Below are 22,581 nucleotides of genomic sequence, written 5' to 3'. Positions count from 1 at the left end.
ATCACCTCCCATGACGATCACGGGCATGAGCGGGGAACTCCGCACCATCGCGCAGGACCTGCACGCCTGGCTGCCGCCGCGGCGGGGATGGGGCCTGGCGAACTGCGGGCTCCTGGTCTCCCGCAGCACCGCCCTGTGGATCGACACTCCCTACGACCACCGCCTGGCCGGGGAGTTCCTCGCGCGCAGCGGTGAGCTGCTGCCCGAGGGCGTGGGCATCGACCGGATCGTGGTCACCCACGCCAACGGCGATCACATGTGGGGTGCCGGGGTGCTGCCGGACGCGGAGGTCATCGCGACCCGGCAGGCGCGCGAGCACCTCCACTTCGACCCGCATCCGCAACAGCAGCACGCGATGCTGGGCGCGATCGACCCCACGACGCCATGGGGTGCGTACGCGGTGGAGCACTTCGGCGGCTACGACTGGTCGACGGTGCAGCCCGTGGCCGTGTCGACCGCGTTCACCGAGGAGCTCGAACTGACCGTGGGCGCCTACCCCGTCCGCCTGTCCGCGCTGCCGTCCGGGCACACCCAGGGGGACCTGTTCGTCCATCTGCCCGCCCAGCGCGTGGTGTTCACCGGCGACGCGGTCTTCTCCTCGACGCCGCAGCAGCCCGGCGACCATCCCGTGCACTGGGCGGGGCCACTGGCCCATCTGATCTCCTCGTGCCACCGCATGCTGGCGACCGGGGCGGAGACCTTCGTCCCCGGTCACGGTCCGGTGCTCGACGCCGCGGGCATGCGTGGGCACATCGCGTACCTGGAGTACGTCCAGGAGCGCGCCCACACCTTCCACGCCGCCGGGCTCACCGCGGCCGAGGCGGCCCGGCGTGTCATCGGCGAGCGGCGCTATCCCGAACTGGGGCTGCCCGAGCGGCTGTTGGTCACCATCGGCAGCGAGTACCGCGGGATCGACGGCAGCGGACAGCCCGACATGGTCGCCACCATGCAGGAGGTCGCCGCGCTCGCCCGGGAGATCAGCGCTTCCCGCTGAGCACCGCTCCCGCGCTCGCCGCGACCACCAGCGCGATCGCGGCGCACTGCGGCAGCGAAAGCCCCTGGTCGAGGACCAGGTAGCCGGCGAGGGCGGCGACGGCGGGCGACAGACTGGCCAGGACCGCGAACGTGGCGGCGGGCAGGCGGCGCAGGGCGAGCAGTTCCAGGGTGTAGGGAACGCCCGACGACATCACCGCGATCGCGAGGCCCAGCGCGAGCACTCCCGGTTCGAGGAGTGTGCCGCCCGCCGACCCCACGCCCAACGGCAGGCTGACCAGCGCCGCGACGGCCATGGCGAGCGCGACGCCGTCCAGGCGCGGGAAGCGGGCGCCGGCCCGGGCGCCCTGCACGATGTACGCCGCCCACATCGCACCGGCGCCGAGCGCGAAGGCCGCACCGGTGGCGTCCAACCGCCCGAAGCCGCCGCTGCCCAGCAGATACACCCCGGCCAGCGCGAGCCCGGCCCACAGGAGGCTGGCCGCGCGGCGGGCCGCAACGACCGAGAGCAGCAGGGGGCCGAGGACTTCGAGGGTGACCGCCGCACCCAGCGGGATCCTGTCGATCGCCTGGTAGAAGAGGATGTTCATGCCGCCGAGGGCCACTCCGTACCCGCCGACCGCGGCCCAGTCGGCGCGTGTGTGTCCCCGCACCCGGGGGCGGGTGACGAGCAGGAGCAGCGCCGCGGCGAGCGTCACCCGCAGCGCGACCGTGCCGAGCGCCCCGGCCCGGGGGAACAGCAGCGCGGCGAACGCCGACCCGAACTGGACGGAGACGGCCCCGGCAAGGACCAGGCCGACGCCGCCGAGGCTGCCGCGGCCCGGGGCGTGCCGGACGACGGTGGGCGCCTGCGTCGTTGGCGGGTTCTGCGCTGTGGAGGTCATGCGTTCCACGCTAGGAATCCGGCCGCCGCGTGTGAAATGCCGAGTTCAGCGCGATTATGCTTCTCAAGCATGACCATCGAGCTGCGGCATCTTCGTGCCTTTCTCGCCATCGCCGAGGAAGGCAACGTCACGCGCGCCGCCGCCCGCCTGCACGTCGCCCAGCCCGCGCTCTCCCGCACCCTGCGCCATCTGGAGGACCACCTGGGGGCACGCCTCGCCGACCGGTCCACGCACCACTTCGAGCTGACCGCCGAGGGCCGCGCGTTCCGCGACAAGGCGGCCGCCGCCCTCGCGGCCGTCGACAGCGCCCTGGACCCGGGCGCTCTCGGCAGCAGGCCCCTGCGCCTCGGACACACCTGGGCGGCGCTCGGCAACCACACCGTGCCGCTGCTGCGCCGCTGGGACGAGACGCACCCCGGCACTGCGCTGCAGCTGCTCCGCGTCGACGACCGCACGGCGGGACTCACCCAGGGCAAGGTCGACGCGGCCCTGCTGCGCGGCGCGGTCACCACGGCCGGGGTCCGCACGGAGCTCCTCGCATCGGAGGAACGGGTCGCGGTCATGCCGGCGGACAGCCCGCTGGCCGCGCTCCCCCGCGTCACACTGGCGGACCTGGCCTCGTACCCGATCGCCCTCAACACCGTCTCCGGCACGACGACCCTGGACCTGTGGCCGCCGAAGGACCGTCCGGTCGCGTCCATCGAGGTCACCAACACCGACGAGTGGCTCATCGCGATCGCCGCGGGCCGCGCCGTGGGGATCTCCACCGTGGCCACGCCGAGCAATCACGCGCATCCGCTGCTGGTCTACCGCCCGCTCGCGGACGCGCCGACGGTTCCGGTCGTCCTCGCCTGGCCCGAGGGTCCGGCCCACCCCGCCGTGCCCGACCTGCTGGCCCTCGCGCGGGACGTCTTCGCGGCCGGCGCCTGACAGGGGCCGGCCGGTCACCAGAGCCTGGCGCCGAACCGTGTCACGACGAGCACGGCCACCACTCCGTACATCAGCACCGGGCCCACCCACGCGTACGAGGACAGCGCCTCCGTCAGGCGGCGGGGAGCCGGCAGGAGGCCGCGGCGCAGGGAGTGCAGCGTGACGTACCAGAAAAGGGGCAGCACCACGGCCCACACGAGCATGCACCAGGGACACAGCGCCCCGATCACGTACAGGCACTGGCCGATCAGCCACACCACGAAGCCGAACGCCGCGGTGACCGCCGCCTGCACGCCCCACCACAGCCGCACCGGCACGGTGGCGCCGGTCGCGAGGACGAGGCCGAGCATGGCGAGCGCCGCGAAGCCGACGGAGCCGAGCAGCGTGCTGGGGAAGCCGAGCACGTCGCTCTGCCAGGCGTCCATGATGTCGCCGCAGTTGAGGACGGCGTTGATGGTGCAGCCCGGCGAGAAGGCGGGGTCGGCGAGCGAGGCGAGTCGGTCGTAGGTGAGCACGGTCGACGCGACGGCGCCGAGGACGCCCGCGCACAGCATCAGCAGACTCAGGGCGCGGCCGACGGGCACACGGGCGGAGGCGGAGGGCTCGGACATGATCCTCAAGCGTGCGTCCGCCCGGTGCGCGCGGGCAGGGGCGATGGTCCCGTGCGCGGCACGAGATCCGGCCCGGAGGAGCGGGGCGTACGTCCCCTTCTCCTCCCCCGGTGCGGAAACCTCACCCCCGTGCGGTCAGGGCCCCCGTGAGGTGGTCGTACGCCACATGGGCATGCAGCCGCACCCCGGTGACGAGGGTGTCGTCGTCGAGATAGAAGTGCGGGTTGTGGTTGACCACGAGACCGCGGCCCCCGGCAACGGGGACGGGAGCGCCCCGGTCGTTCAACTCGGCGTCCTGGACGCCGAGCATGACGTACAGGCCGCCGTATCTGTTCACGAACTCCGAGACGTCGTCGTAGCCGAGCGTCGCTCCCGTCTCCACGACCCTGTCGTCGCCGACCACGCGCCGGAAGGTCGGCAGGGTGGCGTCGATCCACGTCTGCCGGTTGTGCACGGCGGGCACGTCCTGCATGTACTCCACGGCGGCCGTGCAGTTGTACGCCCGGGCGGTGTGATCCGCCAAGGTCTCCAGGCGCCGCCGCACATCGGCCATGTCGTCCTCGACCGCACAGCGGATGGTGCCCCACAGGGTGACCGTCTCTCCGATGATGTTGAAGCGGCCGACGTCCTCGATGTGCCCGATGGTGACGGTGACCGGGTGGAACGCGTCGAGCTGCCGGTAGAGCTGGCCGATGCCCGTGATGATCGCGCCCGCCGGAGGCATGGGGTCGATGCCCTGCCATGGAGTGGAGCCGTGCACCTGCTGCCCCGAGACAACGATCTTGATCAGGCAGGACGCGCCGTACTGGTTGCCGACGCGATAGCCGACGTAGCCCTTCGGGTACGGCGTGACGTGCATGCCGAACGCCATCGTGGGGGCCGGATCGTCGCAGGCGCCCTGCGCGAGCATCTCCCGCGCGCCGCCCTTCTCATCGACCGGCGGACCCTCCTCGGCGGGCTGGAACACGAACAGGACGGTGCCGGGCAGTTGTTCGCGTACGCCGGACAGGACCGTGGCGGCGCCCATCAGCATCGCCGTGTGGCCGTCGTGGCCGCAGGCGTGCGAGACCGGGAACGGGCCGCCCGGGTAGTCCACGGCCACGGCCTTCGAAGCGAAGTCCGCACCGCAGAGGTCCGGCACCGGGAGCGCGTCGGTGTCGGCCCGCAGGACGATCGCCCTGTCGCCGGGCCGACCGCCGCGCAGCACTCCGACCACTCCGTGCCCGGCGATGCCGGTGCGCACCTCGTCGAGGCCGAGCGAGCGCAGATGGTCGGCGACGAGCCGGCCGGTGGCGCCCTCCCGGTTGGACAGCTCCGGATGCTGGTGCAGGTGGTGACGCCACCGGATCACCTGCTCCGCCACGGCGGCCGCGCGCCGGTCCAGTTCCGGGTGGATGGGCTCGTCACTCACGGTGGCCTCCCTGTCGAGGCGGCGCGGGGCCGCGACTCCGGCGTGTACGGGCTCCTGCGCGAGGAGGCCGTCCGGGCCAGGAGACACCGACAGACCGAACCCCGCCACCTCACGCCGCCGCCAGAACCCATCTTTGAACCCTGGCCGGTCTCGTGCTCCCGTCGCGGTGGCCGGCCGCAGCGGTTCCACGAGGCTGCCGGGGTGGCGGGCCCGCCCGAACCGGCCACCGGCCGCCCGTGAATGCCCCTGCGCGACGGGACCGGGGCGCTGGTTGAGCACAAGGCGCGGTGCCGTGACGGTGCCGGGCGCACCGCGCCCGGCCAGACCGCTCGGGGTGTCCCTACAGGAGGGTGTCGGTGATGTGACGGGCCGTCGCGTCACCGACGGCTAGGCCTCCGTCGGAGTCCCAGCGGTAGTGGACCCCGAGGTAGATGCGGCTGAGGGCGTTCTCGTTCGCTGCCGCCGACAGGCTGGTGAAGCGGCGGGTGATGCCGCCTTCGTAGGTGTCGGTGGTGGTCGCGGAGAAGGTGATGGCGTCGGTGTTGAAGTGGGTTCGCATGACGCGTGACCATGCGCCGGCGAAGGTGGCGTGCCCGGAGACGTAGGCGGGGAAGGGCGGGGTGAAGCTCGTCCCGTCGGTGTACGAGGACAGCGGGCGCCATGCCGGATCGTGCGGTGTGGCCGCGTTGTTGTCGGTGTCGGCGAGGTTGATCGCGGACACCGGACGCCACAGGTCGATCGCGGTGTTGTACTTGGCGTCCCACGCCGCGATGCCCGCGTCGGCCAGCGCGGCGGCGAGCAGGGCGAACAGGCGGGCGTTCTGCGCGATGGTCAGCGTGTACTTGCGGGCGATGATGCGGGTGTGCTGGAACAGCTGCATCGGCGGCTTGTACGTGCCGTCGAGGTCGTTGGCCCAGAAGTGGGCGATCTCGGTCTGCTCGGCGGTGCGGGTCACCTTCGTGACCGCCGTGTCGGTGTGCCCGCCCAGTGTGCGTACCTCGTTGACCTGGGCGGCGTACTCCTGGCTGCGCAGCAGCGTGGCGTAGTCGGAGAAGCCCCCGGGCAGGCCGGGCCGGAACTGGTCAGGTGCGGTGAGCCCGAACGGTCTGACGTTGCCCCAGTGCGGTGTGGCCGCGGCCTCGCGTCCCGTGGGCCGCCACGCCCCGGGCACCCCGACGGGCGTGTAGCCGGTGGGGGTGCCGGACCCGTCGTCGGCGCGGGCCTCGAGCAGTGCCTCGGCTGCCGCACGCCCCACGGTGATGCCCCGGTCCTTGTCCGCCTGCGGGACGGACGCGGAGTCCTGGGACAAGGCGAAGCCGTAGTTCCCGTCGAAGTACGTGGACGGATACAGGCTGCGCAGGACGGTCCAGGCGGCCGTCGCGATGGCGGCGTTCAGCGAAGTGGGCCCGGTCAGCGGCTGCTTGGTGAGATAGGGACGGCCGATCGCGGTGACGGAGTTCGCGGCGTCGTACATCGCCAGATGCATGATGGCGGCGGCTCGGGTCAGCGGGCCCGGTGCGCCGCCGACCTTCTTCACGGTGTCCTCGTGGATCTTGCTCCAGTAGTGGACCGCCTCGTAGGGCGCGGCGTCGGCTCGGGCTGTGGGTATCCCCACCGCGGTGGCCGCGACCGCGGCCGCCGCGCCGAGCAGCACCGTGCGCCGGCTCGGTCTTCGTGTGCTCTCGGGCATGCCGGATGTCGTCATGACGTGACCCCTCCCCGCCGACCGGATCGATCGGCTCTGTCAACGCCGGTGAACCTCTCCGATGCGCACGGCCGGAGTCAACGCACGCCCGGTCATTGGCGCGATCACCACACCGGAAGGACCGATTCGCAGGTCCTTGGAGCGTCCGTACGTGAAAGCGACGCGGCAGCGCACCACCTCGGCGGCCTGCCGGTCGCGTACGACCCGAGCAGGCCCGTCGACCCTGCTGCCGCACCGGAGAACTCCGAGATCCCCGACGGTGTCAGGCTCAGCCCCGCCCGACGCGGGCGGGGTCGAGGCGTACCGCCCGGGACGTGACAGGGCCCTTCGCGCTCCCCGGGACGATCCATATCAGGTCCTTCGGGGACTGGCCCCGGAAGTTGCGTGTGGGCACGGCCAGTTCGGCGCAGCCGTCGCCGTTCAGGTCGGACGCGGCCAGGCCACGTCCGAAGCGGTCGCGGTCGTGGTCGTCCGCGGGGCGGGCCTTCGGCATCCCGACGTCGGTGCGGTCGAAGGTGTACGCGGCGCTGCGGGCCAGGCCGTCGTCGCCGCCGAGGAACACCGCCACGTTCCCGGACTGGTCCAGCGGGCCCATGAAGTCGGCGACGACCAGATCGTCGCGGCCGTCGCCGTTCACGTCGCCCACCACCCGGTCGTCGCCGCCGGGCTGCTCCGTGGCGGGGCGTCCGGTGCCGGGGCCCGCCGGACCTCCGTAGAGGATCCGTCCACCGTCGGCCAGATCCGTGCGGCCGTTGCCGCCGAAGTCGCCCGTGGGCCATGTGTCGAGGCTGGTCGGTGGGGATGTCACCGGCTGGGGGTCCCCGCCGCTCTCGGGGTCGTAGCCGGTGTTCCTGCCGTGGCCGAGGGGCTTCAGGCCGCCCGCGCGGACCACCGAGCGATCGGTGCCGACGCGGTGGTACGAGGCGTCCACGAAGAAGTCGCGATGACTCTCGTCCGGGATGTCCTCGCCCTCGTGCCGGAACCCCGTGGTGACGAACTCGTCGCGGCCGTCCCCGTCGAAGTCGCCCGCGGTGAACGACTGCGTGTAGACGGAGCCGCGCCGGGAGATGTCCACGTAGCGGCGCGCCCCGGGCTCTCCGCTCCGGGTGAACGGTCCGAAGTCCACGGCCACGCACCGCACTTCACTGCCGGGCTTCTTGGACGCCTCGTACGGGCCCGACACGAGATCGGCCGCCCCGTCCCCGTCGAAGTCGCCCGAGGCGATGTGGGGCGACCTGGTCGCCGTCAGCCGCGCGCGCTCCCCGCCGAAGCCGCCCTCCCCGCCCCAGACGAACTGCTCCTCATACCGCATGCCCCCGCTGTCCTGCGTCTCGCGGGAGGCGCTGAGGAGGAGGTCGGCACGGCCGTCCCCGTCCCAGTCGCCGGTGAGTTGCTCGATGCCGTAGCCGCTGTTCGTCGCGTCGGTCCAGGCCCTGCCCAGATCGGGGAAGCGGTCGGACAGAGACATCCGGCGGCTCGCCACGTCGCCGCCCCGCGCGCCGAGCAGCAGGAACTGGTGGGCGGACCAGCCGGATCCGGGCTTCTTGTGGATGCCGGTCGTGAGCAGGTCGTGCTGCCCGTCGCCGTTGAAGTCGTCGCGGTTCAGCGGCTTCCGCCGTTCCTTCGGCGCGGCCTCGGCCGGCGTCGGGGAAGCGGCGGGCACGCCTCGGCAGCGGCCGAGCGCGTCCTTCCGGTCCGCGTGTTCGTCCCCGCCCGCCGAGCAGGAGGCGGCGAGCAGCACCACGGCACAGACCAGGGCGGGCGCGGGCCCCGCCCACCGCCTCCTACGACTCACATGTCCCATGCCAGCAGTCTTCGCAGGTCACGGCGGCGAATGGCTCACGCGGCGGTAACCATCCGATCACGTCGGTGCGTGTCGGTGCGTGTGGATGGGTGTCGGTGGGTGCGGTGAAACGAGGAGGACGTGACGGTCGCCGGTGAGGTCTCTGGAGCTCACGCGGGTGAGGACCCGATGTGGGATCGTGAACAGGTGACGACGCTGGAAGACCTCGTCCGGCTCCGCCGGGCACGCGACCTGATGGACCGCGACTACGCCGAGCCGCTCGACGTCCCCGCGCTGGCGCGCACCGCGCTCATGTCGCCCGGCCACTTCTCCCGCAGCTTCCGTGCCGCCTTCGGCGAGACCCCGTACAGCTACCTGATGACGCGCCGGATCGAGCGTGCGAAGGCGCTGCTGCGGCGGGGGGACCTCACCGTCACGGAGGTGTGCTTCGAGGTCGGCTGTACGTCGCTCGGATCGTTCAGCTCGCGCTTCACCGAGCTCGTCGGCGAGAGCCCCAGCGCCTATCGCGCCCGTGGCCACGAAGAGGGCGCCGCCGTCCCGGCCTGCATCGCCAAGATCCATACGCGACCGGTCAGGAACGGAGAAGCCAAACCCACGCCCCGCTCCTAGCGTGGAGCGCATGGACATCAGGCTTTCTCAGTGCTTCATCGCCGTCGACGACCACGACGAGGCGCTCGCCTTCTACCAGGACGCCCTGGGCCTGGAAGTACGCGATGACGTCGCGTTCGAGGAGATGCGCTGGGTCACTCTCGGCGCGCCCTCGCAGCCCGACGTGAGCATCGTGCTCGAACCGCCCCTCGCCGACCCGAACGCCTCCGCCGCCGACAAGCAGGCCATGGCCGAACTGCTCGCCAAGGGGCTGCTGCGCGCCGTCATCTTCGCCACCGACGACTGCGACGCCACCTTCGAGCGCATCCGCGTGGCGGGCGGCGAGGTGCTGCAGGAGCCGGTCGACCAGCCGTACGGGGTGCGCGACTGCGCCTTCCGCGACCCGGCCGGCAACATGCTGCGCTTCACCCAGACCCGCGAGCGGTGAAGCCCCGGGAGGGGGGTACGCGGCCGTAGACGGCTCGCGCGGTGAGCGGGCGCGGCGGATGACGCATGGGGTCCGGCTCCGCCGCGGGCCGCCCTCTCCACTCACCTGGCACGACGGCGGCAACGGGTGGTCACTCGGGGGCCTGGCCCGCCGCCCCGCCGATGGAGTCCTGGTCTCCTGGGTGAGCAACCACGCCTACCGGAAAGGGAAGTGGAACCTGGAGGAGCAGGCGCAGGACCTCACCCCGGGCATCGCCGAGCGGGTCGGCGACGGACGTCGGTCTCGGCGTCGACGTCGGCGTCACCGAGCGGAGCGCGGCCGGTCGTAGCAGTCGTAGTTGCGCTGGGCGACGATCTTGCCGTCGCGGAACTCCAGGAAGGTCGCGATGTGGGCGAGCAGCACGTGCCCCGCGGGCAGATCGCCCCGCGGCACGGCCAAGGTGCCGGTCCAGGCCACTTCGAGGGCCACCTGGTCGCCCATCGCCACCGCGTTGAGCACTTCGAAGGTCTGCTCCCTGAGCGTGTGACGCCCCTGTTCGGCCGCCTTGAGCACGGCGGTCAGATCGCGCACCGCGCCCTTGGGGAAGAACAGGTTGGGGTGTTCGACGTGCACGACGTCGTCGTGGAAGAACCGGGCGAGCTCCTCGCCGACCGCGCCACGGGCAACCGCGTGGTGGTAGTCGACCGCCGTCTCGATGTGGGGATGCCGCTGCAGGTCCGCCATGCGTCTCAGCGTAGGCCGAGCGGTCCGGGATGGCGCCGGTCCAAGCACCCGGCACCGTGGGGCGTCCAGTCGGCCCCGTCGTTCAGTCCGAGCCTTACGGGACATCCCTTGGGCTCCGCTGGATGAGTGGCCCTGTCTTGGTGATCGAGCTGAACCAGGCGGTTCCCGCCGGTACCGTCCGGCGGCTCCGTGGTCTCTTGGCCGACGTCTCGGCGCGCTGCGACGAGAAACGCGTCGGCGAGTACGACCTCCACGTGCGGGCCGAGCTCCTGGGTGTCACGGGCGCGGACCTGCTCGAAGGTCCTCGGCCGATCCTCGTCTCCCTCATGGGGCCCGGGTTCGGCGACGAATCGACTGTCGAGGCGGAGCACGCCGACGAGGTGGATCAAGAGCGGCTCATCGGGTTCACGCCGACCCACGCGGTGGACGTCATCGCCTTCTGCGGCAGCCAGGTCGACCACGCTGTCACCGCTCTGCTGGCCGCGGCCGTCATGGACGTGATCGGGGGCGTCGCCATCGCCGAACTCCGGGCGGATCAGGTGCCGATCGTGGCGAGTCTGCCGGGAGTTCTCGCCACGACGGCCGACCCCTGGCCGGCCGTATACGGCTCGGCCGAGTTTCTGCGGGCCTGGGTCGGGGCTCCCGGGTTTCGGCTGCTCACATAGCGCGGTCACTCCTCGAGCAGCGCGGTCACTCCTCAAGCGACCGGTCGCTCCTCCGTGGGTTCCCAGACCGAACCGTCGTGCGCGAACAGCACCCTGCGCGGATCGAACTCCAACAGCCGCTCCAGCCAAGGGCGGTAGGAGGGCAGCGGTGGTTCGGCTCCGTCCGAGGTGGCCCGGAGCGCCATGTGGTCCGAGGCGAAGTGCGTGGCGAAGTCGTACGCCTGGCCCGCGAGGACCACCGTCCCGTCGGGCTGCCGGACGACCAGGGACTGATGGCCCTCGGTGTGCCCCGGGGTGGGGACGACCCGCACTCCGGGCCAGATTTCCTGCTCCCCGTCGATCTCCTGGTACTCGGCACCGGGGAAGTCGACGAGCTCGTCGATGGTGTAGCCGCCCCGGCGGGCCGTGGCCAGCTCCCGCGCCTGCACCACGATCGGCGTGCCGGCGAACAGGGGGTTACCGCCGCAATGGTCGAAGTGCAGATGGCAGTTCACCACCACGGAGATGTCGGCGCAGGTGACCCCCGCCTCGGCGAGGGCCTCTTGGAGCGGCCTGCGCCGGGGGCGGTAGTGCGCTTCGGTGCCGGGGTCGGCGGCGCCGATGCCGGTGTCGAAGAGCAGGAGGCCCTCGTCCCGCCGCACGAGATAGGCGAGGGCGGGTTCGACGCGCGGCTCCGGTGCTCCCGCTTCCTTCGCGGGCCGGACGAAGTATCCGAGGTCGAGCCGGCGCACGGTCTCCCTCTTCCCCGTGTCCGCCTCTGTCTTCTTCGGCTCCATCAGGCCATGCTTGCAGACGTCAACCGGCGCGGAAGGACCCTCTGCCGACAGCAGAGCGGGCCGAGGTCTTGCGGCAAGGGCGGGAGACGGGGGCGGGGGCCCGGCGGTGAAGCCGAGCAGGAACTGGCCCAGCCGTCGCCTCCGTTGGCACGGCGCGGCTGTCCTGAGCGGATTCGGCTGCTTCGTCGCGGTGCCGCCGGAGCTCGCGGAATCCGGTGTCGGCTGGGAGGTCCTGCCGGCCTCCGGTCATCCGTCGATCCGGAAAACTGACGCCGCCCGCCCGTCACACATCCGCGACGGGGCCCGTCATGGGAACAACGGGCCACGAGGGCCCGGCCGGGACGCCGCCACGCGCCGCCGGTGACCGCCTGATGAGGAGCGTTCCCCATGTCCACCACCCACGTCGTCGTCACCGTCGTCGCCGCCGCCATGACCGGGTTCTCGGCCGCCTCCGTCTTTCTGCGCGCCACGTGGGTCACCCGGCCCATGGCCGACTACGGCGTCCCCACGTCGTGGCTGCCCTGGCTCGGCACCGCCAAGGCGGCGGGCGCCGCGGGCCTGTTGGGCGGGCTGCTCGTGCCGGCCATCGGCGTCGCGGCCGGCATCGGCCTGGTGCTCTACTTCGCCGGTGCCGTCATCGCCGTGGCCCGGGCACGCTGGTACGCGCACATCCCCTTCCCGCTGGTGTACGCGGCCCCTGTCGTCGCCGCCCTCGCCCTCGGGATGACCGCCTGAGCACGCGGGGCGCGCACGGCAGGCCCTGACGCGTCAGCCGGACGCGTCGGCGATCAGCTTCAGGGCCAACGCCTCCGTCTCCGCGTCCGCCTTCTCCGGGCTCCCCGTGTCGTACGGGGGGTCCGGGTCGTACTCGACCGCGAGCTGCATCGCCTGCGCCACCTTCACGTCCGACAGCCGGGCCGCCAGACGGAGGCCCATGTCGATCCCGGCGGACACCCCGGCGGCCGTGATGATCTTCCCGGTCTCGACGAAGCGCCCCGGCGTGTACGTCGCGCCGACCTCCTTCAGATACGGCCGGGACGCCCAGTACGTCGTGGCGGGCAGACCGCGCAACAGCCCTGCGGCTCCCAGGATCAGCGAGCCCGTGCACACCGACGTCGTCCAGAGCGACCGCCGGTGGACGCGGCGGATCCACGCGTGGACCTCGGCGTCGCCCATCATCGCCGTGGTCCCGCGATTGCCGCCGCCGGGCACCAGCAGGACGTCGGCTCGGTGCACGTCCTTCATGGCCCGCTCGGCCACCAGCGACAGCTCCCCGGTGTCGGTGCGCACGGGTCCCGCCTCGTGGGCGACCATCGTCACGCGCACGCCCGGCACCCGGCACAGCACCTCGTACGGCCCCACCGCGTCCAGCGCGGTGAACCCGTCGTACAGCAGGATCGCCACCCGCAGGCGCTCATCACCGGATGCCGCGTGCGCGGAGCCGCCGCCCGTACCGACCGCCATGGCGAGCCCCGCGCCCACCGCCCCCGACACTCCGCCCCGCAGCACCCCACGCCGGCTCGGCTCCCGCCCCGCGCCCTTCGCCCTCACTCCGCTCATGACCGCCAACACCCCTCACTCGTCCACCGGTTGACGGTCCAGTAGTCGCGCCGGACCCGGCCCGGGTTCCCGCCCGACCCCGGAAACTCGTTCGCGTGACGGCGATGAGTTCCGACCGGGCGGGCGGTCCAACCCTGCGAGAACGCCATCACCGAAGGAGACATCCATGACCGAGACAGAGACCCGCACGCTCACCGCGACCGGGGCGACCCTCACCTACGACATCCGCCGCCCCCTGACCGGCGGCGCGACCGATGACCGCATCCTTTTCCTGCTCGGCTCGCCGATGGATGCCGCCGGGTTCACCACCCTGGCCTCTCACTTCACCGACCGGACCGTGGTCACCTACGACCCGCGCGGCACAGGCCGCAGCCCCCGCACCGACGGCGCCCCGGTGTCGAGGCCCGAGGAGCACGCCGACGACCTGCGGCGGATCATCGAGGCGCTCGGCACGGGAGCCGTGGACGTCTTCGCCTCCAGCGGCGGCGCGGTCAACTCCCTCGCCCTGGTGGAGCGGCACGGAGATCTCGTACACACCCTCGTCGCCCACGAGCCGCCGGCGGCACAGGTGCTCCCCGACCGGGAGACGGCGCTCGCCGTCTGCGCGGACATCCATGCGACCTATCTGCGCGAGGGCCTGGGGCCCGGCATGGCGAAGTTCATCGCCGCGACCAGCCGGACCGGGCCGTTCCCGGCCACCTGGGCGGACGAGCCCGTCCCCGCCCCCGCGGACTTCGGGCTGCCGACCGAGGACGACGGCTCGCGGGACGACGCGCTCCTGGGCCAGAACCTCATCGGCTGCACCCACTACCGGCTCGACCTCGCCGCGCTGCGGGCCGCGTCCACGCAGGTCGTGCTCGCGGCGGGCCAGGAGTCCGAGGGTCAGTTCGCCGCCCGCGCCGCGGCCCGGATCGCCGAGGGCCTCGGCAGCGAGCTCGCGGTGTTCCCGAGCCACCACGCCGGTTTCCTCGGTGGCGAGTACGGCCAGCACGGGGCGCCGGAGCCCTTCGCCAAGGCCTTGCGGCACACCCTGGACGCCCACCGCTGAGGTGCCCCGGGAGGTGCGCGGAGCACGCCCGGAGGCCCGGAGGGCCGCTTCCGGTCGACGCCGGGCCTCGGCCGCGCTAACGTACAACCAAATGGTTGTACGTGAAGTGAACGACGAAGCCGTGGACCGACTGTTCCACGCCCTGGCCGACACGACACGACGGGACATCCTGCGCCGCTGTGTCCGGGACGGGACGTCGGTGTCGCGGCTGGCCGAGGCCTACCCGATGAGCTTCGCCGCGGTACAGAAACACGTCGCGGTCCTGGAGCGCGCCGGGCTCGTCACCAAGGAGCGGCACGGCAGGGAGCAGCTGGTGCACACGGACCCCGAGGCCCTGCGTCAGGCACGGCTGGCACTCGACCGGCTCGAAGCGGTGTGGCGGGGGCGCGTGGACCGGATGTCGCAGCTCCTGGCGGAGGCCCCCGCCTCCGCCCCCACCGCCGAGGACAACGACCCGTCAAGGAGACACTGACATGAGCGTCACCAGCATCGACAAGGATCTCGACCGGCTCACCCTGACACTGATCGCCGACTTCACCGCCCCGGTCGATCAGGTGTGGCAACTGTGGTCCGACCCGCGGCAGTTGGAGCGCTGGTGGGGTCCCCCGACCTACCCGGCGACCTTCGAGGAGCACGACCTGACCCCGGGCGGCGACGTCACGTACTACATGACGGGACCGGAGGGCGACAAGCACCGGGGGTGGTGGCGGATCACCGCGATCGAGCCGCCGACGTCCCTGGACTTCACCGACGGGTTCGCCGATCAGGACGGCAAGCCGGTCTCCGACCTGCCGGTCACGGCCGTACGGATGCGGCTCACCGAGCACGACGGCGGGACCCGCATGGAGATGCGCTCCGTCTACGACTCGCGCGAGCAGATGCAGCAGGTGCTCGACATGGGCGTCACCGAGGGCCTGCGCGAGGCCGTGGGGCAGATGGACGCGCTGCTGGGCGGCTGACGGCGACGCGACGCCTCGTGGCGGTGCGGTCACGGCGGCCGCGGCGGTGCCGCGCCGCCGCGGCCGCCGCGGTCACCTAGACTCGCCCAATGGCCAAGTACTTCGACGTGCACCCCGACAACCCGCAGCGGCGCAGCATCACCAGCGTGGTCGACGGCATCCGCTCCGGTTCGCTCGTCGCCTATCCGACGGACTCCTGCTACGCGCTGGGATGTCAGCTCGGCAGTCGCGACGGCATCGGCCGCATCCGGTCGATCCGCAACCTGGACGACCGCCACCACTTCACCCTGATGTGCCAGAACTTCGCGCAGATGGGCCAGTTCGTGCACCTCGACAACGACGTGTTCCGCGCCATCAAGGCGGCCACGCCCGGCAGTTACACGTTCATCCTCCCCGCCACCAAAGAGGTGCCGCGCCAGCTGCTGCACCCCAAGAAGAAGACCGTCGGCGTCCGGATCCCCGACCACACCGTCACCCAGGCCCTGCTGGCCGAGCTCGGCGAGCCGATGCTGTCCAGCACGCTGCTCCTGCCGGACCAGGACGAGCCGCTGACGCAGGGGTGGGACATCAAGGAGCGCCTCGACCACGTGGTGGACGCGGTCATCGACTCCGGCGACTGCGGCACCGAACCCACCACCGTCATCGACTTCTCCGACGGCGAGGCCGAGATCGTACGCCGGGGAGCGGGCGACACCTCGCGCTTCGAGTAGCTTCGAGCGGCTCCGAGCTGCCCCCGCCGCCCGAGCCGCCCCCGCCGGCCGGGCGGCCGGGGCAGCTCGGGCAGGCTTCAGACCAGCGGGTCGCAGCAGCCGTCCCTGCGCATCAGCCGCCCCGTCCTGAGCCAGTGCTCGTGCTCCGCCCGGGACCCGGAGTCGGCCCCTGACCCGGGCAGCCGCTCGAACGTCGAGACCAGGTCCTTGGTCGTGTACGGAGTTCCGCCCCGGAGCACCGCCACTGTCCGCACCATCGCGTCGAAGTCCTCGAACGGGTCGCCGTCGACCACGGTCACGTCGGCGACCTTGCCCTCCTCAAGCGTGCCCAGCTCCCGGTCGAGGCCGAACACGCGGGCCGGCAGCAGGGTCGCCGTGCGCAGCGCCTGCGCCGGGGAGCAGCCGCCGAGGTGCAGGGCGCGCAGGCCCAGGTGGAGCGCGAGGCCCACCGGGACGATGGGCTGGTCCGTGCCGAGGGCGACCTGGCCGCCCGCGGCGAGGACGCGCCGGTAGATGTCGATCTCCGTGCGCAGCGTGGCCAGTTGGGCCTCGCTCGGTGGCGTTCCCGCCGCGGCCTTCACCGACGCGGCGTCCCACGGCGCCATCACGGCCGTGACGCGCGGGTCGTCCGCGAGGCCGGGGTCCGCGCCGAGCAGCGGCGACGAGGTGAAGGGCGTGGCGATCAGGGAGAAGGCCGCGCCGCGAGCGCTGTAGATCTCCACGACGTCTTCGTACGCGCGGCCCTTGGCCGTGATCGCATGCCCGAACTCGGCGCGCTGGGTGGCCTGCAGATGGGTCGTCAGGTCCTGGCCCAGCTGGATTCCGGGCGAGAGCAGATGACCGCCGGTGCGCACGCCGAGCCTTTCGTGCGCGAAGCGTGCCGCCTCCTCCATCACCCAACTCGGAGCCCGCACATAGGTCTTGACGAAGTCCCAGTCGAGCGCCGCGCCGCGTTCCAGGGTGCGCCGCAGGGCCGCTCTGCTGCGGTGGGCGCGGCCCATGCTGTACGCGACGCGGGAGCCGTCGAGGAGTTCACCCGTCGTGAGGAGGCGCGGGCCCGCCAGCTCGCCCGAGGCGACGGCCTCGCGGATCCGTGCCTGTTCGTAGGCGAAACCGCCCAGCGAGACGGCGGTCGTGATGCCGTACGTGAGTTGCCCCGCCGTCTGGCGGCCGCCGTACGTGCTCTGCCAGGGGTGCGTGTGGGTGTCCCACAGGCCGGGCACGACGGTGCGCTCCGAGGCGTCGACGCGCCGGTCCGCGGGGGTGCGGTGGGCGGCGCGGTGCGGCCGGACCGAGGCGATGCGACCACCGCGGACGACGATGTCGACGTCCTCGCGCACCGTCTCTCCCGTGCCGTCCCACAACCGTCCTGCGTGCACCACGAGGTCGGCGGGCGTGGGCCTGCGCCGGTCCACCCGCACCCGGACCGTGCGCGGACGGCTCCCCTCGACTCCGATCAGGCGCAGTTCGGCACCCGACAGGTAGAGCAGGGACTTCGAGTCCCCCGACCAGGACGGGTGGTCGGCCGGTTCGGAGGACAGCACGCGCAGCGCGCCGCGCGGGGTGCCGTCGGGCTCGACGGGCAGCAGACACAGCGCCGACTCGACGACGACCGCGAGCCAGCGGCCGTCCGGCGACCAGACGGGCCCCGAGTCGTACCGGTCGGAGAGCGAGGCGTGGGGTGCCACGGCGTGCAGGCGGTCCTTGCCCGTGGCGGCGTCGACGATCCGGACGAGGTTGTAGCCCTCGCGGAAGCGGAAGTTGAGGCGGTTGCGGTCGCAGAGCGCGATGTACCGGCCGTCCGGTGACCAGCTCGGGCGGCCCGGCAGCCCCCCGCCGCCGAGCGGCGCCACCAGCGCACGCTCCTCGCCGGAGTCGACGTCGCGGACCATCAGGCGTCCGGTCATGTCCAGGCAGGCGAGCCGCGCGCCGTCGGGCGAGAGCGCCGGGTGGACGCGGCCGCCGGTGGCCAGGGAGGTCTCGGCGCCGGTGGCGAGGTCGCGGCGGTACACGCCGAGCAGTCCGTCACGGTCGTCGGCGTACACCAGGGACTTGCCGTCCCTGGCCCAGGTCGGACCGAGCAGATAGCCGGTGGCGGCCGCGCGGCGCAGCCTCTGGGGCGGTCGCTTTCCCGACGTGTCCGCCAGCCAGAGGGAGTTGAGGGCGGCGTAGGCGATGTGCCGCCCGTCCGGCGAGAGCGCGGGCAGGTGGATGCCGCGCGCGGGCCGGGCCCGCCCGAGGCCGAGGTCGTACTCCTTGACCCGGTACCGGGGCCGCTCGACCGGCAGGGTGGCGTCGAACGGGATCTCCTCGACCCGATCGGGCGCGTCGGGGCGTACGAGCGCGAACCGGCCGTCGACGGTGAGCAGCAGCCGTCCCTCGGCGGTCCAGCGCGGCGGCACGGGGGCCACGTCGCCGTCGATCGCGACGGCCTCGGCGTCGACGACGAGGGTGCAGGAGCCGTTGGGGGACGCGGTGGTGCGCAGATAGGCCAGGCGCTTCCCGTCCGCGTCCAGGACGGGGGTCATGACCTGCGCGGCCTCGACCTCGGTCTCGGTGTGGACGACGGTGACGGGGCCGTCTCCCCCGGCCGCGACGGACGCGACGGTACGCGCGTCGAGCGCGAGGCCCTGCGGTCTGGTGACGACCTTGCCGCGGACGAACAGGATCCGTCTCCCGTCCGGCGACCAGGTCGGGTCGAAGTCCTCCCAGGGCCCGTCCTGGAGCGGCCCGTCCTGTCCGGGGCGACCGGTGACGCGGCTGATCTCTCCGGTGGCGAGGTCCAGCACATGGATCCGGTACGAGCCGCCCTTGACCGGGTCGCCGCCGCGCTCGGACGCGAAGGCGATGCGGGTTCCGTCGGGTGACCAGGCCGGACCGCGATCGTCCCAGGGCCCCTCGGTGCGCTGCCGCAGCCGCGTCCCGTCGGCACGCATGGTCCACAGGTGGAAGCCGCCGCCCTGGTAGGCGCCGAACGCGACCGACGTCCCGTCCGGGGCGTACACGGGTCGGTTCGGTTCGAGCCCGGAGGGTGTCAGCGGCACCGCCTCGCCGCCGCCGCGCGGCAGGGACCACAGCGTGGCCTGCGCCTCGACGACCAGTCGGTCCGCGGCGGGCGAGAGGGCCGCCGCGCCGTTGGTGACCCGGGTGAACGACACGGGGACCTTCGTGCGCGGCCGCGCCGGCGCGGGGGCGGCCCCGAGCGCCGCGAGCGCCCCGGAAGCGCCTGCGGCGACGAACAGTTGACGACGAGACAGAGGCAACACGGCGTTGTTCCGGTCACAGTCCATGACAGAGCACACTCGCCCATCACCGAGGCCGTGGACAACACCCCACGAGGACGAGCGGCCGAGGGTTGACGGTATGGCACCGCACAGCACCACTCGGCGCCATCCCAACCCCCCAGGAGTAACAGCAGGTCCGGCATTCGTTGCGCCTCAACTTGCCCGCAATACATACCAGCAGGTCAGCCAGGGCCAATTCAAGCCAATCCGGCAAAGATAAGCCAAAGCTTGCACGTGGCATCAGCATGGGGCCACCATGGCGCCACGGGTCTCGCCCCCATACCGGCACGGATCCCGTGAGCCGACCGAGGGGGCCGCCGCCGATCGCGCGAATGCCCATGTAAGTTGCATCGGGTTGGCGTGTGACCACACGAGATGACAGGGGGATGGCTATGCGACCAATGCCAGATCGAAGCGCGACTTCAACTTTGCACGTCGAGGCGACAGATGGAGTTGCCCTTCTGGATTCCGAGATGCTCTCCGGACGGACCTGTCTCCACCTCCCCGACAACCTGCCGATCGCGTCCTGGTGTCAAGTGGGCGAGCGGATTCAGACCGTCGTGGACTCGTCGGCCTGGTGGATCGGCGATTGGCTCGTATACGGGCAGACCCACTACGTAGGGCGATACCGACGAGCCATGGAGGGGACGTCGCTCCATTACCAGACCCTGCGCAACTACGCATGGGTGGCCCGCAAGTTCGAGCCGGGCCGCCGCCGCAAGGAATTGACGTTCCATCACCACATGGAAGTCGCAGCACTCACCAAGGAGGAACAGGACCATTGGCTTGACTTCGCCGCTCGACTGAACTGGACCCGGGACGAGTTGCGCCGCCAGATCCGGGCCAGCATTTCTCCTGCGCGAGATCAGCCCGACACCCCTCCGGTCCAATTGAACCTACAGCTGGACGAGATCCGACTGGAACGATGGCGGGCCGCCGCCAGGAAGAGCAATCAGGATTTGAAGGACTGGATCAGGTCCATCGTTGACAATGCCGTCTAATTCCCGGATTCCTGCGTAAGGGGTGCCCTCTGCCCCTGCGGTGGGCGGAGGGCACCCCTTGAATGCAGATCTCCCCCCTGTCAAGGAGGCTTTACCAGCGCCATTCCTGCTGGCCGAAGAGATGGCCACCCTTGATGCCGTGGTCGGCGCACCACTTCATGAACTCTTCGATCTGCTTGATCTGGTAGGTGTCCTCGTTGTACGTCGTCGCCATGACGTGGCCCAGCCACTCCTCTTCGCCCATGGCGTAGATGTGCACCTCGCGGGCGCCCAGTTCGGTCGTGATCGCCGCTGCCTGTTCCGCGTTCGACCCGGAGAGTTTGCGGGAGTTGCTCATCGCCTTGGTCACCGGCGTGGTCAACAACGCCTGGTAGAGCCAGGTGAGCGGGGCTCCGTCACACTCCATGCCCAGGAACGCGATGTCGGCGGTTCCCAGGTGCTCCCGCACATAGCGGTAGAGCGTCGGCTCGATGCCCGACGAGTCGGCCCCGATGAACACCTTCTTGCCCGCGAGCTCGACCCAGTACGTCGACTTGCTCCTGATGTCCAGGTCGCAGTGCTCTCCGAGGAACGGCGTCGCCACGACCTTCCCGCCGGGGAACGGCACCTCGTCGAAGTCGTCCACCTCCACCACCGGGAAGCCGAGGTGCTTGAGCGCCAGCGCGATCGACGGATCCGAGAGGTTGCCGCGCGAGGGGCGCGGCACCACGATCGCGCCGACGCGGCCGCGCAGCTGCAACAGCGTCTCCAGCACGATGTGGTCCTGGTGGCCGTGCGTGATCAGGACCAGATCGATGAAGTCCGGGAGGTCGTCCAGCGTGTACCGGCCGGACATGGAACTGTCCGCGCTGATGAACGGGTCGGTCACCACCGAGCCCTCGGGCGTCTGCAGCACCAGGCAGGCGTGTCCGAAGTAGCGGATGCGTCCGCCGCCCTCGATGTGGCGGTCCTCGGCCAGGCTCGGCCGGTCGCTGAGGAGCCCGGACAGCTGGGCCGCCTGCGCGTCGTCCAGCTCCAGCGCCTCACGCAGCCGGGCGTGCGTCGTGGGACTCACGCGCGCCTTGAACAGCTCCTCCAGGCCGCCGTGGCGGAACGGAATCGGCAGTTCCAGCACATCCGGCGACGGCAGCCGCGGCGTGCTCAGGATGAAGGGCCGCTCCGTGCCCGGCTCCAGCGACAGCTGCACCGACTGCCGGTCCTCCGCGTACACCGCGCTCCTGTACAGGAGGGGCTCCATGACGCGCATCGCTGCCTGGTTCTCGGTGTCGTAGACGAGTTCCACCAGGCCACCCAGCTCGGCCGGCAGCTTCGGGTAGAGCGGCGTGAGGTCGAATCCGGTCGCGGCCTCCCGCAGCAGCTCATGCCCCTGGGCGATCGCGGATGCGAATCGCAGCATGTCCGCGCGATCCCGCTTGATCGAGTCGAGCAGGTCCTGGACCTCGTCGCGCCGGTTCTTGTGGATGTTCACGAAGAAGCCGCCACGCAGCGTGGGATTCACGCTGGCCGCCATGTGCACCTGCGGCGACTGCAGGTACGACTCGAGCATCGGAACTTGACGGTTCGCCAGGTTCAGGGCCGCCTGTGCCGGCGCGAGGGTGTGCAGCCAGGCGTAGAACCGGTCCACCAACGGCTCGACTATGGCCTTGGACTTGAGAAAAACCTGCTCGTCAGGCATTCATGCCTCTTTCAGAATGGGTCTGGTTCACGGTGAAGAGCCGGGCGTCGAAGTAGGGGTCGTCCGGTGACACCAACGTCTCGCCGAGCTGCTGCCAGCCGGTCCTTGCCGCCACCGCGGGCAGCAGCCGCTCGCCCACGAGGCAGACGATCACCGGCCGGGGGTGGTCGCGCAGCGACGCCTCGATGTTGCCGAAGACCTGGTCGGCGATGTCCTTGGTGAACGGCTCGTACAGATAGAAGAAGGCCGCGTCGGCCGGGATCGTGAAATCCCTCGCGTCCTCGCAGCGGACCTCGATGTCGTGGCACCTCTGGCTGCTCGCCCGGTACTTCTCGATGTTCGCCCTTGCCATACCGCACAGGTATTCCGAGAACTCGACACCGATGACCTTCTTGAAGGGCAGGTCGGCGGCGGCGAGCAGGACTCGGCCCTTGCCGGATCCGAAGTCGACGAAGGAGACGTCCTGATGGTCGACCGGTGCCGACGCGATGACATGGAGAATCGTACGGATCGGCGTGGGCGAGTATCGGGAATGTGAGCTCAGTGTCTCCTCGTCGGCCTCCGGAATCTCCCACGGCTCGATGGGGCGACTCGTCTCGACCCCATGGGCCGTGTCGAATCCGGCCAGTGCGTCGATCTCCGCCAGCCTGGAGTCGAACCTTTCCTGGAAGTCCAGGGATTGAAGGCCGCGCAGGCGGCTGTCCTCTTCTGTCATGAGCCCCCTTCCGGGGAATGAAACGCAGCAGAACCGCACCGGGACAGCACAGAGGGGTCCTGCGGCGCACGGCGACCTTAGCCCAACAGCA

At 71.5% G+C, this 22,581-nt stretch carries 22 protein-coding genes; 11 read left to right on the top strand and 11 right to left on the bottom strand.

From position 1 onward, the window contains the following. Positions 1 to 10 precede the first annotated feature (10 nt). Positions 11 to 994: an MBL fold metallo-hydrolase gene (locus ACZ4D5_RS32620; protein ID WP_467776071.1), complete on the top strand. Its 984-nt coding sequence runs from the start codon at positions 11 to 13 to the stop codon at positions 992 to 994. Here the strand turns inward: ACZ4D5_RS32620 and ACZ4D5_RS32615 are convergent. Then, positions 978 to 1,877, bottom strand: a complete 900-nt coding sequence (locus ACZ4D5_RS32615; protein ID WP_467776070.1) for an EamA family transporter — start codon at positions 1,875 to 1,877, stop codon at positions 978 to 980. The two genes, ACZ4D5_RS32620 and ACZ4D5_RS32615, sit on opposite strands and share 17 nt — an antisense overlap. Before the next feature lie 69 nt (positions 1,878 to 1,946). Between ACZ4D5_RS32615 and ACZ4D5_RS32610 the strand changes: the two genes are divergently transcribed. Next, positions 1,947 to 2,807, top strand: a complete 861-nt coding sequence (locus ACZ4D5_RS32610; protein WP_467776069.1) for a LysR family transcriptional regulator — start codon at positions 1,947 to 1,949, stop codon at positions 2,805 to 2,807. Positions 2,808 to 2,821: 14 nt separating this feature from the next. Here the strand turns inward: ACZ4D5_RS32610 and ACZ4D5_RS32605 are convergent, their stop codons facing one another. The 4 genes from ACZ4D5_RS32605 to ACZ4D5_RS32590 all read right to left on the bottom strand — a co-directional run bounded on the left by ACZ4D5_RS32605 (position 2,822) and on the right by ACZ4D5_RS32590 (position 8,329). Beyond that, positions 2,822 to 3,418 (bottom strand): vitamin K epoxide reductase family protein, encoded by a 597-nt coding sequence (locus ACZ4D5_RS32605; RefSeq protein ID WP_467776068.1) that lies wholly within the window; start codon positions 3,416 to 3,418, stop codon positions 2,822 to 2,824. 121 nt (positions 3,419 to 3,539) lie between these two features. Further along, the gene (locus ACZ4D5_RS32600) at positions 3,540 to 4,829 is read right to left on the bottom strand and encodes an amidohydrolase (protein WP_467776067.1); all 1,290 of its coding nucleotides are present in this window, start codon (positions 4,827 to 4,829) and stop codon (positions 3,540 to 3,542) included. 340 nt (positions 4,830 to 5,169) lie between these two features. Further along, positions 5,170 to 6,534, bottom strand: a complete 1,365-nt coding sequence (locus ACZ4D5_RS32595; RefSeq protein ID WP_467776066.1) for a vanadium-dependent haloperoxidase — start codon at positions 6,532 to 6,534, stop codon at positions 5,170 to 5,172. Between the two features lie 268 nt (positions 6,535 to 6,802). Then, positions 6,803 to 8,329 carry an FG-GAP repeat domain-containing protein gene (locus tag ACZ4D5_RS32590; protein ID WP_467776065.1) on the bottom strand — a complete coding sequence of 509 codons (1,527 nt, stop codon included), beginning with the start codon at positions 8,327 to 8,329 and terminating at the stop codon, positions 6,803 to 6,805. Positions 8,330 to 8,506: 177 nt separating this feature from the next. Between ACZ4D5_RS32590 and ACZ4D5_RS32585 the strand changes: the two genes are divergently transcribed. Beyond that, positions 8,507 to 8,947: a helix-turn-helix domain-containing protein gene (locus ACZ4D5_RS32585; protein WP_467776064.1), complete on the top strand. Its 441-nt coding sequence runs from the start codon at positions 8,507 to 8,509 to the stop codon at positions 8,945 to 8,947. 10 nt (positions 8,948 to 8,957) lie between these two features. After that, entirely contained in the window at positions 8,958 to 9,374 is a 417-nt protein-coding gene (locus tag ACZ4D5_RS32580) for a VOC family protein (RefSeq protein ID WP_467776063.1), read from the top strand. Positions 9,375 to 9,674: 300 nt separating this feature from the next. On the opposite strand, the gene ACZ4D5_RS32575 is transcribed toward ACZ4D5_RS32580, so the two are convergent. Then, a complete protein-coding gene (locus ACZ4D5_RS32575; protein ID WP_467776062.1) occupies positions 9,675 to 10,097 on the bottom strand; it encodes a nuclear transport factor 2 family protein in 423 nt (140 codons plus the stop codon). Between the two features lie 122 nt (positions 10,098 to 10,219). On the opposite strand from ACZ4D5_RS32575, the gene ACZ4D5_RS32570 reads away from it, so the two are divergent. Further along, positions 10,220 to 10,762, top strand: a complete 543-nt coding sequence (locus tag ACZ4D5_RS32570) for a DUF6368 family protein (RefSeq protein WP_467776061.1) — start codon at positions 10,220 to 10,222, stop codon at positions 10,760 to 10,762. Positions 10,763 to 10,794: 32 nt separating this feature from the next. On the opposite strand, the gene ACZ4D5_RS32565 is transcribed toward ACZ4D5_RS32570, so the two are convergent. Beyond that, the gene (locus ACZ4D5_RS32565; RefSeq protein ID WP_467776060.1) at positions 10,795 to 11,538 is read right to left on the bottom strand and encodes an N-acyl homoserine lactonase family protein; all 744 of its coding nucleotides are present in this window, start codon (positions 11,536 to 11,538) and stop codon (positions 10,795 to 10,797) included. Between the two features lie 387 nt (positions 11,539 to 11,925). Here ACZ4D5_RS32565 and ACZ4D5_RS32560 point away from each other — a divergent pair, with 387 nt between their 5' ends. Then, positions 11,926 to 12,273: a DoxX family protein gene (locus tag ACZ4D5_RS32560; RefSeq protein WP_467776059.1), complete on the top strand. Its 348-nt coding sequence runs from the start codon at positions 11,926 to 11,928 to the stop codon at positions 12,271 to 12,273. A gap of 33 nt (positions 12,274 to 12,306) precedes the next feature. On the opposite strand, the gene ACZ4D5_RS32555 is transcribed toward ACZ4D5_RS32560, so the two are convergent. Then, positions 12,307 to 13,098 carry a DJ-1/PfpI family protein gene (locus ACZ4D5_RS32555; RefSeq protein WP_467776058.1) on the bottom strand — a complete coding sequence of 264 codons (792 nt, stop codon included), beginning with the start codon at positions 13,096 to 13,098 and terminating at the stop codon, positions 12,307 to 12,309. A gap of 166 nt (positions 13,099 to 13,264) precedes the next feature. On the opposite strand from ACZ4D5_RS32555, the gene ACZ4D5_RS32550 reads away from it, so the two are divergent. The 4 genes from ACZ4D5_RS32550 to ACZ4D5_RS32535 all read left to right on the top strand — a co-directional run bounded on the left by ACZ4D5_RS32550 (position 13,265) and on the right by ACZ4D5_RS32535 (position 15,815). Continuing rightward, positions 13,265 to 14,146, top strand: coding sequence for an alpha/beta fold hydrolase (locus ACZ4D5_RS32550; protein WP_467776057.1), 882 nt, complete (start codon positions 13,265 to 13,267; stop codon positions 14,144 to 14,146). A gap of 91 nt (positions 14,147 to 14,237) precedes the next feature. Then, positions 14,238 to 14,618 (top strand): ArsR/SmtB family transcription factor, encoded by a 381-nt coding sequence (locus ACZ4D5_RS32545; protein ID WP_467776056.1) that lies wholly within the window; start codon positions 14,238 to 14,240, stop codon positions 14,616 to 14,618. Between the two features lies 1 nt (position 14,619). Beyond that, complete coding sequence (locus ACZ4D5_RS32540; protein ID WP_467776055.1) at positions 14,620 to 15,105, top strand: SRPBCC family protein; 486 nt, start codon at positions 14,620 to 14,622, stop codon at positions 15,103 to 15,105. Positions 15,106 to 15,194: 89 nt separating this feature from the next. Next, positions 15,195 to 15,815, top strand: a complete 621-nt coding sequence (locus tag ACZ4D5_RS32535; protein ID WP_467776054.1) for an L-threonylcarbamoyladenylate synthase — start codon at positions 15,195 to 15,197, stop codon at positions 15,813 to 15,815. 77 nt (positions 15,816 to 15,892) lie between these two features. Here ACZ4D5_RS32535 and ACZ4D5_RS32530 read toward each other — a convergent pair whose 3' ends face one another. Beyond that, a complete protein-coding gene (locus ACZ4D5_RS32530; RefSeq protein ID WP_467776053.1) occupies positions 15,893 to 19,105 on the bottom strand; it encodes an amidohydrolase family protein in 3,213 nt (1,070 codons plus the stop codon). Between the two features lie 380 nt (positions 19,106 to 19,485). Between ACZ4D5_RS32530 and ACZ4D5_RS32525 the strand changes: the two genes are divergently transcribed. Continuing rightward, on the top strand, positions 19,486 to 20,100 hold the full coding sequence (locus ACZ4D5_RS32525) for an LmbU family transcriptional regulator (protein ID WP_467776372.1): 615 nt from the start codon (positions 19,486 to 19,488) through the stop codon (positions 20,098 to 20,100). Between the two features lie 91 nt (positions 20,101 to 20,191). Here the strand turns inward: ACZ4D5_RS32525 and ACZ4D5_RS32520 are convergent, their stop codons facing one another. After that, on the bottom strand, positions 20,192 to 21,775 hold the full coding sequence (locus ACZ4D5_RS32520; protein WP_467776052.1) for an MBL fold metallo-hydrolase: 1,584 nt from the start codon (positions 21,773 to 21,775) through the stop codon (positions 20,192 to 20,194). Continuing rightward, complete coding sequence (locus ACZ4D5_RS32515; RefSeq protein WP_467776051.1) at positions 21,768 to 22,490, bottom strand: class I SAM-dependent methyltransferase; 723 nt, start codon at positions 22,488 to 22,490, stop codon at positions 21,768 to 21,770. Before ACZ4D5_RS32515 ends, ACZ4D5_RS32520 begins: the two co-directional genes overlap by 8 nt. Positions 22,491 to 22,581: the final 91 nt, after the last annotated feature.

It is taken from the genome of Streptomyces sp. NPDC025651, from assembly GCF_055558735.1.
Note: the sequence above shows the minus strand (reverse complement) of the source record. Positions and strands in the feature narration are given on the sequence as shown.

Bases quoted from the DNA above. Each gene is read 5' to 3' on its own strand.
- ACZ4D5_RS32620 (WP_467776071.1), top strand. From the start codon at position 11: ATGACGATCACGGGCATGAGCGGGGAACTCCGCACCATCGCGCAGGAC.
- ACZ4D5_RS32615 (WP_467776070.1), bottom strand. From the start codon at position 1,877: ATGACCTCCACAGCGCAGAACCCGCCAACGACGCAGGCGCCCACCGTC.
- ACZ4D5_RS32610 (WP_467776069.1), top strand. From the start codon at position 1,947: ATGACCATCGAGCTGCGGCATCTTCGTGCCTTTCTCGCCATCGCCGAG.
- ACZ4D5_RS32605 (WP_467776068.1), bottom strand. From the start codon at position 3,418: ATGTCCGAGCCCTCCGCCTCCGCCCGTGTGCCCGTCGGCCGCGCCCTG.
- ACZ4D5_RS32595 (WP_467776066.1), bottom strand. From the start codon at position 6,534: ATGACGACATCCGGCATGCCCGAGAGCACACGAAGACCGAGCCGGCGC.
- ACZ4D5_RS32585 (WP_467776064.1), top strand. From the start codon at position 8,507: ATGTGGGATCGTGAACAGGTGACGACGCTGGAAGACCTCGTCCGGCTC.
- ACZ4D5_RS32580 (WP_467776063.1), top strand. From the start codon at position 8,958: ATGGACATCAGGCTTTCTCAGTGCTTCATCGCCGTCGACGACCACGAC.
- ACZ4D5_RS32575 (WP_467776062.1), bottom strand. From the start codon at position 10,097: ATGGCGGACCTGCAGCGGCATCCCCACATCGAGACGGCGGTCGACTAC.
- ACZ4D5_RS32570 (WP_467776061.1), top strand. From the start codon at position 10,220: ATGAGTGGCCCTGTCTTGGTGATCGAGCTGAACCAGGCGGTTCCCGCC.
- ACZ4D5_RS32565 (WP_467776060.1), bottom strand. From the start codon at position 11,538: ATGGAGCCGAAGAAGACAGAGGCGGACACGGGGAAGAGGGAGACCGTG.
- ACZ4D5_RS32560 (WP_467776059.1), top strand. From the start codon at position 11,926: ATGTCCACCACCCACGTCGTCGTCACCGTCGTCGCCGCCGCCATGACC.
- ACZ4D5_RS32555 (WP_467776058.1), bottom strand. From the start codon at position 13,098: ATGAGCGGAGTGAGGGCGAAGGGCGCGGGGCGGGAGCCGAGCCGGCGT.
- ACZ4D5_RS32550 (WP_467776057.1), top strand. From the start codon at position 13,265: ATGACCGAGACAGAGACCCGCACGCTCACCGCGACCGGGGCGACCCTC.
- ACZ4D5_RS32545 (WP_467776056.1), top strand. From the start codon at position 14,238: ATGGTTGTACGTGAAGTGAACGACGAAGCCGTGGACCGACTGTTCCAC.
- ACZ4D5_RS32540 (WP_467776055.1), top strand. From the start codon at position 14,620: ATGAGCGTCACCAGCATCGACAAGGATCTCGACCGGCTCACCCTGACA.
- ACZ4D5_RS32535 (WP_467776054.1), top strand. From the start codon at position 15,195: ATGGCCAAGTACTTCGACGTGCACCCCGACAACCCGCAGCGGCGCAGC.
- ACZ4D5_RS32530 (WP_467776053.1), bottom strand. From the start codon at position 19,105: ATGGACTGTGACCGGAACAACGCCGTGTTGCCTCTGTCTCGTCGTCAA.
- ACZ4D5_RS32525 (WP_467776372.1), top strand. From the start codon at position 19,486: ATGGCTATGCGACCAATGCCAGATCGAAGCGCGACTTCAACTTTGCAC.
- ACZ4D5_RS32520 (WP_467776052.1), bottom strand. From the start codon at position 21,775: ATGCCTGACGAGCAGGTTTTTCTCAAGTCCAAGGCCATAGTCGAGCCG.
- ACZ4D5_RS32515 (WP_467776051.1), bottom strand. From the start codon at position 22,490: ATGACAGAAGAGGACAGCCGCCTGCGCGGCCTTCAATCCCTGGACTTC.